The organism is Wolbachia endosymbiont (group A) of Apoderus coryli, from assembly GCF_947251615.1.
Classification (GTDB): Bacteria; Pseudomonadota; Alphaproteobacteria; order Rickettsiales; family Anaplasmataceae; genus Wolbachia.
This window is the reverse complement of the sequence record NZ_OX366367.1, coordinates 508,473-524,067: the sequence shown is the minus strand read 5'-3', so window position 1 is coordinate 524,067 and position 15,595 is coordinate 508,473. Positions and strand designations below refer to the sequence as shown.

General features: G+C 34.1%; 10 protein-coding genes. 2 read left to right on the top strand and 8 right to left on the bottom strand.

The annotated features are described in order from the left end of the window. Positions 1-27 precede the first annotated feature (27 nt). The gene (locus OPR43_RS02670; protein WP_265035371.1) at positions 28-882 is read right to left on the bottom strand and encodes a hypothetical protein; all 855 of its coding nucleotides are present in this window, start codon (positions 880-882) and stop codon (positions 28-30) included. 78 nt (positions 883-960) lie between these two features. Here OPR43_RS02670 and OPR43_RS02665 point away from each other — a divergent pair, with 78 nt between their 5' ends. Then, positions 961-1,494: a hypothetical protein gene (locus OPR43_RS02665; RefSeq protein ID WP_265035370.1), complete on the top strand. Its 534-nt coding sequence runs from the start codon at positions 961-963 to the stop codon at positions 1,492-1,494. Positions 1,495-1,888: 394 nt separating this feature from the next. Here OPR43_RS02665 and tnpC read toward each other — a convergent pair whose 3' ends face one another. The 6 genes from tnpC to wmk all read right to left on the bottom strand — a co-directional run bounded on the left by tnpC (position 1,889) and on the right by wmk (position 10,682). Next, positions 1,889-3,241 carry an IS66 family transposase gene (tnpC, locus tag OPR43_RS02660; protein WP_265035629.1) on the bottom strand — a complete coding sequence of 451 codons (1,353 nt, stop codon included), beginning with the start codon at positions 3,239-3,241 and terminating at the stop codon, positions 1,889-1,891. Between the two features lie 1,027 nt (positions 3,242-4,268). Then, positions 4,269-6,404 (bottom strand): AAA family ATPase, encoded by a 2,136-nt coding sequence (locus OPR43_RS02655; protein ID WP_265035368.1) that lies wholly within the window; start codon positions 6,402-6,404, stop codon positions 4,269-4,271. 35 nt (positions 6,405-6,439) lie between these two features. Further along, entirely contained in the window at positions 6,440-7,624 is a 1,185-nt protein-coding gene (locus OPR43_RS02650; protein WP_265035367.1) for a helicase RepA family protein, read from the bottom strand. 252 nt (positions 7,625-7,876) lie between these two features. Next, positions 7,877-8,824, bottom strand: a complete 948-nt coding sequence (locus tag OPR43_RS02645) for an IS110 family RNA-guided transposase (protein WP_265029711.1) — start codon at positions 8,822-8,824, stop codon at positions 7,877-7,879. 221 nt (positions 8,825-9,045) lie between these two features. After that, positions 9,046-9,597, bottom strand: coding sequence for a JAB domain-containing protein (locus tag OPR43_RS02640; RefSeq protein ID WP_265035365.1), 552 nt, complete (start codon positions 9,595-9,597; stop codon positions 9,046-9,048). Positions 9,598-9,767: 170 nt separating this feature from the next. Continuing rightward, positions 9,768-10,682 carry a WO male-killing family protein Wmk gene (gene wmk, locus OPR43_RS02635; protein ID WP_265035363.1) on the bottom strand — a complete coding sequence of 305 codons (915 nt, stop codon included), beginning with the start codon at positions 10,680-10,682 and terminating at the stop codon, positions 9,768-9,770. A 129-nt stretch (positions 10,683-10,811) separates the two neighbouring features. Between wmk and OPR43_RS02630 the strand changes: the two genes are divergently transcribed. After that, positions 10,812-11,717, top strand: coding sequence for an Rpn family recombination-promoting nuclease/putative transposase (locus tag OPR43_RS02630; protein ID WP_265035362.1), 906 nt, complete (start codon positions 10,812-10,814; stop codon positions 11,715-11,717). Positions 11,718-12,057: 340 nt separating this feature from the next. On the opposite strand, the gene OPR43_RS02625 is transcribed toward OPR43_RS02630, so the two are convergent. Then, positions 12,058-15,399, bottom strand: coding sequence for an ankyrin repeat domain-containing protein (locus tag OPR43_RS02625; protein ID WP_265035361.1), 3,342 nt, complete (start codon positions 15,397-15,399; stop codon positions 12,058-12,060). Between the last annotated feature and the right edge of the window lie 196 nt (positions 15,400-15,595).

Here is a 15,595-nt window from a genome sequence, read left to right as displayed (position 1 = left end):
TATAAGCTTAAATTACCTTCTTGAGGGCTATCTTTTTTGCAAGTGGGAAGAAGAGCACTCAACCATCGCATCATCCATGCTGCTCATTGGATTAGCGTTAACACTACTGAAGTTCGATAAGACCGAATTATTCGAGTTTTGCGAAAGTGAAAAAACACCACTATCTTCAGAACTTGTAGAAACGTTACGACTAATTTCTTGTTTATCACCAAAGAACTTAAAAAGTAAGCCTTTTTTTGCCTCCAAAGATAAATTTGGGTGTAGTTGCTTCCTCTCCTCAGGAGGAAGAACTGAGCACACTTGCTCTACTTTTCCAGGAGAAGAAAGAAGCAAACGCAGCTCCCTCTTATCAACATAAAGTAAGTATAGTAACTTCTTGTACCCAGGAGGAAAAAAGCCGAAGTCTAGCTTCTCCTTCATCTCAGGAGAAAGAACTTTGTATAGTTCATCCTTCTGGCTAGAGGTAAGAGGTTGCAAATTTAGTCCACTACTAGATTCTACCAATGCTCGTATTTTTGGTCTATTGGAAAATCCACCATCCTTTAATTCAGTAGCCCCTGGCTTGTTTTTGATACATGCTTCAGTAACAGGAGAAGTCACTCCTGAGGGTGGATTATTTGTTGCTCTTCTTTCTGAGGCAAATCGTTTAGACAAAAGTGGTTTTTCAGTTACATAATGTACAGGACCACTTCTACTTGAAGATATCGTATCACGCTCTACGCTACATCGCTTAAAAGGTGATAACTTTGCTAGTCTTTCTTTACAGAAAAAACCACCCCCATGTTTCTTCGGAGATTCATTCTTTTGTGGCTTCGCTTTAGAACACTCATCACTACTTTTTCGATCACTTTCATCAGTAACTTGCTGTTTTTCAGGTTTCATGCTACAAATGTTCTCCGTATCTTCTGGAGGATCTGCAAAAATCCATCAAACATACCTCTTGATTTGCCCACAGTAAAAATGGTTGACCTTTTCTTTCAGCATAAGACTTTAATTGAAGTATTCCAAGAAGCAGCACAAAGAGGAGTACTAGAGTTCATACCAAATACTTCAATGCAAATCTTACATACTGCACTTAATCTAATTGAACCTTCTAAAGAGAAGGAATTGCTAAAGTTGCAATTGATAGAGGGCTCACTTTACGTAAACAATATAGAGATTCTAAATAAGAAAGCTGTAGCATGTATGAGGGTTTTTCGCATATTATTTGAACAATTTTTGCATGATTGTAAAAAAGAATTACCTCCTGAAAAACACATGTTGCTTAGCATAACTGAAATAGAAAAGCGCCTAAATCTTGATCCAGAAGCAGATCCAGAACATCACATCAGAAAACCACTAAACACAATCCAAAGAACAATAAAAACCACCTTAGCCAAAAAGTTAGGACTAAACATCGAACGTAATGATGTGATTCAAACAGTTGGTTGGCCTGGATCATCGCGTAGAGATTATGGTTACCGTATTAACCCTTTTACTGTGGTAGTTCGTTAACTGTGTTGACGAGAAGTAAAAGTAGTATATTTTACCCTAAAGTCACATCTAGCTTTAAAATACAGTTTTTGTCTTATTTAAAAAAATATAAATTCTCAATTACGTAACTCACCAAAAACCTATCTCGTTTCTTTTGCTTTCTTCAATCTTTTCTACTCTGTTCGTTTGCCGGCTTTTGTGTTTGAAGCACATCTACACTCAATGCCCTTCTATAATATATATATACCGGATTTCTCACTACTTTTTCCGGGATTTTCTGAAAAAAAGTTAAAATAATTTGAATGTAGCTCAGAAATTAAAGAGCTTTAAGAACCCGCTAAACGGAACTTCTAGACACCTGAGTTGTTTCCATTTTGGAAAGAACTGTTTACTGGTATCCGTTCAGAGGTGTGGTTTAAGAAACAACAGCTAGCAGGTTTTGAAAAGGTTTTAATTCCTTTTGTTTCCAAGTTAGATACAACGAAATTATCCGCTCAAGAAATCTATTCCCTCGCTCTGACTGTGCAAAATATGAATTCTTACGATAGACAACATAATGCCGTATCTGTCGCTCAACATGGTTATTCGTTAATGGAATATTCCCTGGGTCATCCAAAAATGTCCACATCATTGGCTCGGATTTTATAATACCCTTTACCGTTCTTGAAGCTCCTTTTGCTTCAAGTATATAAGATATTTTTATCATGCAGTACTGTATGTATCTTCGTAATTCTTTAGCTTGCTTAGTGAACTTTGAAATACTAATTTCATTTTCTGACAAAGCGTTTTTTAATACAAACAATCCATTAGCTGCGTCTTTTAAACAATGGCCAAGTCTCATTACTTCACCATTCCAACTATGAGATAGCCTCTCGAAATTTCTCAATAAGTAAGCCCAACAAATTTGTCGTTTTTCATCACTGAAGTGGTTGTAAACTGCATATCTGTCGGTAATTACCAGGTTTTTGTAATCACAAAATGCACTATTCTTTAAAAATTTCATTCCTCTTGTATCTGCTAACTTCATAAGACTTGCTTTATTGTTGGCAAACATCCAGCACCATCCCAATTTGCCTTTGTTGTAGTGACTGGTTTCATCAATATGCAAAATTTCGCTTGCTTTTATTTCTTCCTCTATTTGTTCATAGGCTTCTTTACATTTTGACGAAACCCTTGCTTCACTATTGGACACACTACCAACACTTATACTCATGTTAAAGATGTCTTTCATAATATTCGCTATTTCTCGCTTTGAATTCTTATAAAACCCACTTAGTGCTGCAACTACTGACTTAACTCTAGAACCAAAGGTATCAGGTGTAACTCCTTCTGGTAATTTGCTACTCCTTCTTTTTCCGCATTTACGACAGCGCCCATGTTCTAATTGATACTCAACTACGTAAGGCTTAATTTTTGGTAAATCAACTTTTTGATAGACATATGGTTTTTCCGATATTGAGATTTCTTCACCACACTCGCATCTATTTGGTAACTCTACCTTCACCACCTCATCTGCTTCCATTTTAGCTCGGCAATTTCCCTTATGCCCAACTTGACCACCTATCTTCCTGCTGCCCTCTGACTTATCTTCTGGTATGTCTTTTTTTATTTTGTACAGCTCTTTTGAACTTGGTAAAGATGAATTCCTTGAGTTTAAGCCAAGTCTCTCTCTTAGTTCAGCATTCTCTATTTCTAAGATTTTATTTTTTTCTTCAAGCTTTGCTACTTTCTGCTCTAAGTTTTTACATAACTCTACAATACTGATCAACAATCGAAGCATCTAGCCTTACCTTACTATCAACATTTTGTGTTATTACTACTTTAATATATTATGTCAATTGTTTTTTATCCTTGCCACACCTCTGAACGGATACTTTTATTCGAGTTTTTAGGGGAGCTACACGCGTTAATTTTAAAAAGACGAACTTTTATATCTAAATTACAAATAGTGTTGTAAGGACCTCCTAAAGCGTTTTAAAGGGTAGGAGTATTTTGTTACCCTATCTATGATAGAAGTGATATAAGTTAGCTGTTGCAAAAATAACGTTTCAAAAAGTCTACTAACCATTTGTTCTTTAGGTTTGAAAAATTTTCTTTGCAACCAACAAAAAAACATGATAGACTAGTTTTAGGGTTTCTTATAGTAAATAAAAGTTTGAGGTAAAAAATAGTTTAGAAGTGCCTCGTAATCGAGTTTTAAGCTACCCTACATGAGTAACTTAGGTCTTGGTGGTATAATTGTAGCCTTGGGTCATAGAGTCTTTTTAAAACGCTATTATAAATTGTTTTGTCTTTCACTTTTAGGTCCTTCATCTTTTTTTTCAAGTTGTTCAAAATGCAATAGTAGGTTTTTCGTATTTTTGTCTCTGTGTTGTATTTCTATTAGTGACTACTTTTCCAAACTTCTTTCTTTTTGCTCAAAAGTTACTATGAACCATTACTATAGTTATTGTATTTTATATTAGTTTATTATTATATCATTTATTATTATTTATATATATATAATATATAAGATTCTCGGAAAGTGGAAATTAGCCACTGTAGTAGGTTTGAGTGTTACCAAATTAGCTAAATTTTTTGGAAATGGAAACGTAATATTTCTTATATTAGATGGCTAAAAATCAATGAATTTCAATAGTTTAAGTGTGAATATACTCTAATTTCCAAATCTTGATAAATTTTCCGGAAATCATGGAAATTTGGTTGTGTGGAATTCATTTTTTGTTCTTAAAACCTTACTTTCAGAGAGACAAAATGAACCCACAAAACTTTCATAAGTGAGCTTTAAGTATTTTTTAGAAGTTACCTATTTCAAACCTTCCTGCACCTAGCTTAAACTTACCTTCTCCTCTGGCAAAAGAACCAGTTTTGATATCAAGCCATTTATCCTCTTTTGAGTTTGTAGCCATACCTTTTACTATTTTTCTTTCGTTTAATAGTTCCTGTGCTAAACGTTCAAGTCTATGCCTACTAACACCATGAAATGCAGCTGGTAATCTATGCCGTTGTTGAAACACTCCTGGTCCACCTGTATGAGTAAACGGATGACCTTCTTCTGCTGACACTGCAATAGCTTGCATCAGTATCTTTTTTAAGTATTCATCAGATAATTTTCCAAGCTTAAATTCCTCAGATATATCCTCAAGCAAGCCAGTTGAGGAGCGTAAGTAAGTTCTTATATTCCTATCTGTTGCTCCATTAGACTTAACTATAGCTCCTTGGTATACTGCATTATTAACTTTACTAACCTTTAATGTATTAAACACAGTATTCTGATGCTCTTTTGAAGCAGGCCATAATGCAAAAGAACACCTCACACCATCAACAAGTGCAGTTGTACCTCTTATCGCATCTCTTGCCTGTTCCACAGTCGTAATCGGTTCACTGCACTTGGGTTTTCTCATATGATGTGCTACAATTACAGCTGCTCCTGTTTCATTTGCTAAGTTTGCAAGTAACCCCATTGCGTAATATCCCATTTCTGGGTCTGAGTTTATATTAGCATGGACAAATGATACTAGTGGATCAAATACTATTAGTTTTAGATCTTTTACTTTATCTAATTGTCTACAGATGTCTTCAAATTTATCTGAAGTTTCAGGACATTTACCACGCATGTTGCTTTTCACTATAGAAAAGGGCTCTCCCGTATTTGGAATAGGTATAATAAATAATCGATTTTGATATTCTGCTCTCTTGCTACCAGGATCAAGACGATCAAGACGACGGTGTATCTCACCTGCATCATCTTCTGCTGAAAAAATCACCACTGATCCATGCTCTGTAACAAGGGAACCAAAACCACATATCTGATCTGCATCACTTGCAACCTTAAGTGCCAAGTCAAGGAGTAGCATACCTTTACCTGTATCTCCCATAGCAGCTACTATTGAGGTAACACCTAAAGGAAATAACCCTTCAACAAGAAACCTTTGTATTGGTACTGAACCTAAATAACGACTCACACTCCAGTCTAAAATGTTAAGCGGCTGTTTTGTAGATCTTTCTAAACTTTTCATATTTGAAGTATTTGGAATGTCAGTAGATGGGGTATCAATAGTAAGTAAAGGAGTTGAAGCTAAAAATTCTTCAATGCTTATACCCTCCTTTACACAATCAGCGGCATCCCATTTCTCAGGCTTATCTTGAGGAATTTCAAGCACAGCAAGTGATGCAACTCCAAGATCTAACAGCTTTTTTGCAGCATTTTCAGCATATCGTTTGCCTGCTTCATCATTATCTGGCCATATAATAATGTGTTTACCTTTTAGCGGAGTCCAATCTGTTTTTTCAATAGGTGCATTTGCTCCAGACATTGCTGTTGTTGCAGTTATTCCTTTCTCTATCAGCGCTTCTGCACATTTTTCTCCTTCAACCAGAATAACTTTATCGGACTTTAAGATACCTGAAATATTATAGAGTGGCCTTATCTTCGGTGCACCAAAGTCAGATTTTTTAATATCAAAAGGAAGATATCGCTTTCCATTATTATCATCATAACGATAGACTCTAACAATAGCTTGGCCGTTTTCATCGTAATAATCCCAATATGCAGTTGGACTACTTGAATTCTTGAAATGACCAAGCCACTCAGCTATAGAAGCCATTACTTCAGGAAACTCTATTCTTGTACTTTTTCTATTTACTCCCGCCCAAAGGTCGATAATGTCACCACCTTCTCCTGTTGCAAAATCATGCCATAGGCCAGCTTCACTGCCACTTAATTCTACTACTAAACTCTTACCTTTATCACCTTGTATATTGCCTACATAAAACTTATCACCACGAAAAATCCCTCTTGGTAATAGGTATGAAAGACAAGATCTGATATTTAGTAAAAGTTGATCTTTTAGCTGTTCTTTCTCTTCTGATAATTTAGAATTTCCATTTTTTTTGAAAGCCACAGTATTAAAATCACAATAGATATCCATAAAATCTCCAATATATTTAAAGTTTAGAAATTTGGTTAAGCTGTGGCTATCCAGCGTCCGTTAACCATGTTTATGAATTTTGTTGGTATTGGTTTGCCGTTTTTAAGTTCGTACATCAATTGCAGAGTATTCCTTTCTGGCCTAAATATCATTACTCCAGATGTATATAAACTTCTTAAAACATTAGCACCACTCAATGCTTGAAATGGATTCTTTTTTAACGTGGTTGTTGACACTTTTTTGGTATAATGTGTAACTATTACTCCAGCCATAGGGTTAGTTATAGAGCGTAGTTCATCAATACCATTTTGCAAAAAAGAGATCATACTCCTATAATCAAAAAGAGAGTCTATCACTATAAGATCAACTGTTTTTACATCGAGATTTTCCGACATAATTTCTTTTATTTCTTCCACATTCAAGGTTAGTTTTATTTTTTGAGTGATGACTAAGTTTTCTGTCCCTGCATCAAGGGTTTTCTTGCTGGTTCTTAGCTTCTGTAAGCGCTCTCTTATGTAATCATATTCCATTTCATTCTGTAGATAGAATATCTTAAGTGGCCTTGCAGGCTTCATACCAAGAAATGATACTCCAGCAGCTAAATGTACTAACATGGAAAGTAGAAAATTACTTTTTCCTATTTTTGGAGCTCCACCTATAACCAAAAGACCGCCTGGAGTTAAAATTCTTGGGCCTATTATATCTTTTGGCATTGGTGATTTATCATTCAAGTAATGCCTTGCTGAAAACGATGTAATTTTATGTTCTGTTGTGTTTTCTTTAGTATTTAACCACTTCTTAGCGGAATTTATATCACCTTTAACTAAAGTCCAAAGATCAATAATATCACCACTAATTCCTTTAGTAAAATTACGCCAATTTCCAGCTTCTTTACCCACTATTTTAACCGTAATCATATCCCCGTCACAGTTGCCAACATAAGTCCTCTCTCGATAAAAATTACCGTTTGGAATTAGGTAAGGTACACACTCCTTAATATTATCAATCAATAATCCTTTTATTTCCTTTCTCTGCATAAAACCCCCATACATACTTTTCATACGTTTAGAGCTGAGATTAGCTAGCTCACAAACAGTTTCAAAAGACTCTGAATCAAACCATTTAATTGCTTCTTTCTTTAGCTCTAGATTTTTTCCTGCTGCATCTTTGATAGCTCTCTCAATTACAGCAATCCAGAGCTTCTCTTCGTCGTACTTCAAAATGGCAACCAATCAACTTCAGATCAACTATGTTTTTTTAAATTTTTTGAATTTAGTTTTATTACAACTCTTGTTTATAACTTTGTATTTTTATTCAATTAAAAAATGTATTTTTGGTAACAAAAACCCTAGTTTACTACAGAAAGAAATTTATATCAAACAACTACCACTGCTTAGACCGTATGGTTGATGAATATGTGCTTTAAATTTGTGTGGGCGCACATATTCATCAACCTATTTTCTATGCAGATTTTAAAAATTTACGTTGACTGCTTCTTTAAGTCTTGCATTAGCAATCACTATAATTTTACGCATTAGAGCTGTTATAGCTACCATCTTTTTTTTACCTCTACCAATGAGATCAGAATAAAAAGCACCAAGTACAGATTTAGACTTTGCAGCAGCCATAGCAGCAGTAAAAAGCTTTGCACGAACATTGCTTCTACCACCTGTTATCCTTCGGTAACCAATAGTTTTACCGCTTTCTTTTGGATGCGGGGCAACTCCAGCAAGACTTGCAACTTCTTTTTTGTTTAAGTAGCCAAGTTCTGGCATCAGGCATACAAAATCTTGAGATAACTTGATACCTATTCCCGGTACTGTTCTAAGTATTTTTTGGCGCTTTTGTAACTCTAGATTTTCATCAATGATTTTTTGTATTGCATTATTGATCTCATTTATCTGACCGTTAAAAAAGTCAATGGTTTTTTGGCAACTTTCTTTTATATGCTCGTTTTCAGGTGCTTTCAGTCTACATTTCTCTTGAACTCTCATTTGTGTAATGTCATCACGTCGTTGACAAAGTGCAACTAAGGCTGTTTGTTCTTTTGACATAGGCACAAATAGAGATAGAGTACTATAGCGTTCACATCCATATTGAGCAAGAGCTCTTGCATCTGATTGATCAGACTTTGCTAAAGTTCCATGAGATATGACAAAGCTTTTTACTTTGCGAGTATTAGCTCGATGTACAGCAACATTCTTATCAACAAGAAAATGTGCTAAGCCAAGCTCATATTTTCCAGTGTTTTCCAAAGTTACTAGAGAATTAGGTAGGATATCTGAAAATTTTTGAAACAACTGTTGCCAACCAGTAGCATCATTGTCAAACTTGATAGTGCTCTTTTGGTTGTGAGTTGCGGCAACATTTTTAAATTTTCCGATATCAATTCCAATGAAATTTTGATAAGATGTAATCATAATAAATAACCTCGATAGTTTAATTAATTTAAGATTGTAAACGGGTGCATACATATGTCCCATGCAACTATTCAAACGTATCGAGAGATGGGGCTAGTGTACCTTGATCTGAACGGTTGTAATACCAATGGCTCTTCGGTCGCACATGCCCGTGATAGCCCTATTCCTATAGTGAGTAGGGTTATCTTTCCCTCTTATCTCTTTTATATCACATTTTTAACTTACAATGGCTTTAACCTTCCTTCTGGGTGGTTATGCGATATTATTATTGACGTCGCTTTTCTTATTAATGCCTTTCTTGTTACTTCTCTTATGTAAAAAGGTACCTTATCCACTGTACCAGTGAACACTTCTTCCCCCTTTAAACGGCACTTTTGATCAAAATATATTATTTTCATCTTTTCCTCCTCTGAATAACCAATACTCACCCTTAAATATTTTACGATGGTTTCCAAGTTATCCATTACAGGTCCTTTCTTTAACTCTTCTCTTGGTACCCTCTTTGCAGCTTCCTTTAGGCATAAAATTACTGCTACTGTAGAGTCAGTTATCCCTTCTATAGTTTTCAAGTCATCTATTTCCTGACCTAAAATTCCTCCTATTCCAAAATTATCTATTAGCTTTCTAGCAATAATTCGAGCTTCTTCCCTGTCATGCACTGCACTTAGAAACGTTTCTATTACTTCACGATCAAGTAAAGCTTTACCGTTGCTTTCTAATGCTCTGAATTCTATTTCTTCTCTACGATCTTTACTACTTTTCTTATTATTCATAAAAATTACCCTTCACTAATAACAAAATGTTTTTATATATTTACTGCCATTTTTTAGCAGTCTTGGCATAAAGCCATAGCTTTTGAGTGAAGTCAAATCAATTTTTAAATCTTTTTTATTTATTTTTTTTATGAAATGGTAAAGATATTAATAGACACAATTTCTTTATTTTAAACTTGTTGAATTTCGTCCAAAGAGATGTCTACTGTTTTTAAAATAATATTGATAGAAATTCCTTCCTTAACTAAATTCTTTGCAATTTTCATCTTTTCTACTCTCTTCACTTTCTCTTTGCAAACTTGTATGCTTTCAAACAGAGAGTTTATTAGTACATGCCGTAGTTCTTGGCTTTTGATCTTTTTGTATTCTTCTATTAACTTTGATAGCTCTGCTTCACTATTCTCATTTTCTGTCGTTTCTGGAAGTAGATCTATAACACTAATTGATAGTACCTTTGCTATTTTATCTAACATTTCAAGCGAAACAGCAGCTCGTCCTTGTTCATATTCATATATTCTTTGATTTATTATGCCCACTTTACTTGCTAAATCTTCTTGAGTGTATCCTCTTCTCAACCTCCATTCTTTTATTCTTTGACCTACTTTATACGGAATAGAAATTTTTTTCTCATCATATTCATCAATAGATAAACTGGTCGTTTGAGAAATAACATGAGCAGAAACTCCTTCCTTAACCAAACCCTTTGCTACTTCTATTTTTACCGCCTTTCCACTTTCTTCCTCACTAATACGGATGAATTTAGTTAATAAATAAAACGTTTCACGTAATTCTTGACCCTTAATCTCTTTATGTCTTCTTACTAGATTTACTATCTCTTCTCCCTCATACCCTTTCTCATTTGATACTTCTTGTCCGCAAGCGAGATCTCTAGCAGTTGTTGATAATGCTTCTGCTAACTCATATAACTTCTTAATTGAAATTCTGCGTGTTCCTTTTTCATATTGCAGTATTACCTGATATGTTGTTCCGATTTTTTTTGCTAAATCTTTTTGAGTATACCCCTTTGCTAATCTACGATTTCTTACTTTTTGTGCTATCTGATGCCTTATTGAGATATTTGCCATAAATATTATACAGGTTAATACTACCAAATAAAGATATACAAAAGGGATACTTCTTTCTATGTTTGAATTTTAGTTGAATATTTCTTCACAATTGTGTATAATTATTAATGCTTTTTAGGTTAATTCGTCATGGCTCTTTCGAAGTTTCTCGATCCAAAATTAGATTTAACATTTAAGAAAATCTTCGGTACTGAAAAAAATAAGAATATCCTTATCCATTTTTTGAATGATATTTTAGGGTTTACTGAAATAAATACTATACAAGAAGTCGAATTCCTTAGCACCATTATGGACCCTGAAATTGCTTCTGATAAGCAGAGTATTGTTGATGTCCTGTGCAGGGATTCTACTGGGGCAAGGTACGTGATTGAGATGCAACTCGCTCGTGATAAAGGATTTGAAAAACGCGCTCAACTTTACGCTGCTAAGGCTTATTCAAGACAGGCTGATAAAGGCGGTAAGTATATTGATTTAAAGAAGGTTTTCTTTATTGCTATTTCTAATTGTAATTTATTTCCTGATAAGCTTGATTATATATCTAGCCATACCATAAGAGATGAAAAAACTAACGAGCATGACTTAAAAGATTTTCAATTTATCTTCATTGAGCTGCCAAAGTTTCCTAAAAGCAGGGAAGAGCAGCTAGAAAATGTAATAGACCGTTGGCTATTTTTCTTTAAATATGCAGAAGAAACAACTGATGAAGATTTGAGAAGAATAGCAGAAAAATCACCAATAATAAAATTAGCATATGATGAGTTAGATAAGTTTCATTGGAATGAGAAGGATCTCCTAGCTTATGAAGAAAGGGTAATGGATTTACAGAAAGAAGCTGCTATCTTGGAACAAAAACTCGATGATGCTAAACATGAAGGTAGACAAGAAGGCGTCCTAATCGGCCATGAAAAAGGTAAAATTGAAGGTAAAATTGAAGTTGCAAAAAACTCACTTAAGGCCGGTGTTTCTATAGATGTTATAGCTCAAATTACCGGTCTCTCTCATTCTGAAATCTTGCAACTCAAGGAAAAAACATAATATTCCTACTTATTAACTCGAACATTTATGAAAACCTTTCTTAAGTTAGACATATCCCTTAACTAAGAGTCTAATGAACTGTCTAAAACAGCTATGAAGATTGCACAAAGAATTATATAAATTACTATCATAACGTTACCCAAACTTCTATATCAAAGCTACGTGCTGTAAGTTCAATATGGAAAATACATTAATCACTTAGCATTTAATGTCTACTTCATCCATTTTAGCATTAAGACTATCAAACTTGCTACTGGTTGTTTCCCTAATTATTTTGGCTACCCTCACTTTAAATTTTCCACTACTTGGCATATTATAGCTCCACCTCTTATATTATAACCTACCTATTGAGATTAACTCCAAGCTTAGTTACTCCTATCTCAGAAAGACAAGTTGATACTTTTGAATGGCTGTGAACTGAAGCATTACTTAAATAACTTTGAGGCTCTAAACTCATTTGCTTTGCATCATCAACTTCTAATCTACCATCTCTGTTGTGTAATATCTGCTCTATTGATTGATTTAGCAGACCCTTATTAAATTTAGCTATAAACTTTTCAAATTTCTTCGGACTTAATTTACCAGCTTCTTCATCAGGACATGCTTTCTCTACATACAATTTTAAAATCCCTGAAATTTCATTAAATTTACCACTCATGACTTTTCTAGTGATCTCTTTCTGCATTCCCATATAATCAATATTTAATCGATGCGTTGACACACCACTTTTTAATCCAGCTTGCTCTACTACTTTCTCAAATCCCTTTGTAATACTGAGTGCATATCCCTGTGCTTCTAGTGGAGATATATACTGATCTGCTGTAGAAACATACTTTTGACCTGTAACCTTTCTAACAAGCACATCAAGTAACATTATCGTACCATTTACATCTATTGGTGCACTAATTTGTGAGATTGAACTTTGAGTGAATGTTTTCTCAGGTAAAGCAGCTCTAGAACCTAATAACCCACCTATAGAGCTCTTTACCCAACCAAATAAATCATTTATCCATGAAGATGGTCTTGTGTTACTACTTGCTGCTATCTCAGGTTGGTTACTTGAATCTATAGCAAGTGGTTTACGTGATAAGTGACCATGATGACGATTGTGATCCCCATGGTGATGACGACGTCTGCGTTGCACAGGTTTTCCTCTTTCTTCCTTAACTTTTTTCAAATATTCTACAACATCAGAATGTTTCATATAATTAGCAATATCTAATGGTGTTCTATCATCATTAGTTTTAGCTTCGATACTAGCACCTCTCTCGAGAAGAAGTTTGCATGTATCCAAATTATCTTTGTAAGCAGCATAGTGCAATGGTACCCAACCATCCTTGTTTTTAGCATTGATATTAGCACCTGTATCCAAAAGAAGTTCTACAGTGACTTTAGATTTATTACTGTTCTCAGCAGCTACATGTAAAGGTGTTTCATCATATGTATTTTTAGCCTCAACATCAGCGTTTCTCTCAAGAAGAAGTTTACATGCATCCAAATTATCCTTGTAAGCAGCATAGTGCAAAGGTGTCCAACCGTCCTTGTTTTTGGCTTCAATTCTAGCACCGTTATCTAGAAGGAGTCTAATTACTTCAGGGTTATTATTGTCCTTAACAGCTATGTGTAAAGGTGTTTCATCATTAATATCTTTAGCTTCAATATCTGCACCTTTATCCAGAAGAAACTTTAATATATCTGAATTATTCTTATAAACAGCGTAGCATAGAGGTGTCCAACCATATAGGTCTTTAGCTTCAATGTTAGCACCTTTATTAGCAAGAAACTCAAATATATTTAAGTTACCCTCATAAGCAAAATAGTGTAAAGATGTTTTACTATTTTCGTCTTTAGCCTCTAAGCTAGCACCATTTTCAATGAGACCTTTAACTTTATCAAGATCATTATTTTTTACAGCAATCAACAATTCTCTATCTAATTGGGCTTGCCTTAAAAATTTCACTATATCTGTGTAATCTTCTCGATTAGCTAAGTCCAAAGGTGTTTTACCACTTTTATCTTGAGCTTCTAAACTAGCTTCATTTCTGACAAGGTATTCCACTACTTCTGAATAACCACCCAAGGAAGCATAATGCAAAGGAGTTCTACCATTACTATCTTTAGTTTCTAGATTAGCCCCTTCTTTAATAAGATATTCCACCACATCTGCATGACCATTCCAAGAGGCGTAATGTAGAGGAGTCATATCAAACATATCTTTAGCCTCTAAATTAGCTCCGTTTTTGATAAAATATTCCACTACACCTACCTGGCCTTTCACGGAGGCATAATGTAAAGGAGTTTTTCCACTATTATCTTTAGCCTCTAAATTAATCCCATTTTCAGTACAATATTTCACAGCATCTACTTGACCACTTAAAGATGCATAATGTAGAAACATGATACCATTATTGTTTTTAGCTCCCAAGTCAGCTCCTTGTTTGACAAGATCCTTAACTTCATCAAGATCACCACTTTCTGCAGCAATTAACAATTTTTTGTCTAATTGTGCTTGCTTTAAAAAATTCACTATATATGTATAGCCTTTTTGCTTGGCTAAGTCTGCGGGTGTGCTGCCATCTTTGCTTCTATATTCGATGTTAGCACCTTTATCAACAAGAAACTCAGCTATATTTAGTTTACCTTCCTGAGCAGCCCAGTGTAAAGGGCTATAACCATGAATATCTTTATCTTCAACACTAACAGATCCTTTATCAAAAAGAAATTTAACCACATCTAATCTACCTTCTTGGGTAGCTATATATAAAGATGTTAATTCATGTTTGTTCTTAATATCAATATTATCTGCAATTTTTCTAACTAAATTTTCGACTTCATCAGTATTATCCTGTTTTATGGCATTAAACAGTTGCTCTTTTAATAGAATTTCTTTTGCTTTGTTGAAATCCGATATAATATCCCATAAATTGCAAGTAAAAGCTATACAGTCTGAATTTGAAACCATTGTCTCATTAAAAGCAAATATCATTTTTCTTGCAGGTTGATAAACATTCCAATTTTCCACTTTTGCAATCGTGTTGTTCTTATGCAACAGCAATAAGCTATCATCAACAGCTTCCATATCAAAATCAAATATAGATTTTCCTTTTAAGTCCACTAAGCCAATATAATTCTCATTAATGGGTTGATTATGATAAATCTGTAGCCCTTGCTCATCTGGTTGATAATACCTAAAAGGTTTAGTATTTACTTCCACATACTCAAGCTCTAAATTCGCATTACTTATTTTATAAAACTTATTATTCATTTGTAATACAATATTTTGATACTCCTGGCCACTAAAGTAATCAACTAAACCAATAGATAAAGACCATTTAATACCTTCACTACCCGATACTGTAACATTCTTTATTTCTAAGCTATTCTCTGTAAGATCAGAAACTTCCCTGTTATTACATTTGTTGAAGTAGGTTCTTTTACCTTTTTTTGTACTTATATTATCCACATCTACCACGTTCAACGCAGTAAGATCGATAATATCATCAGGTACGTTTTGATAAAGTGTTGCTTTATTTTTTACTTTTAGGTTAAGATCAAGTTCTATAGGAGACCTTAAGGTTTTTTGTTGTAATATTTGACTATATTGAGGTAATTTAATAACATATCGATCCTGCTCTTCTCTTCCTTCTACCATTATATCTTGGTAATAATTACATACTACCATATACTGATCATAATCATAACTTCCTCCGTTGGCATGGTACCTCAGATCAACTATGTTTTTTTAAATTTTTTGAATTTAGTTTTATTACAACTCTTGTTTATAACTTTGTATTTTTATTCAATTAAAAAATGTATTTTTGGTAACAAAAACCCTAGTTTACTACAGAAAGAAATTTATATCAAACAACTACCACTGC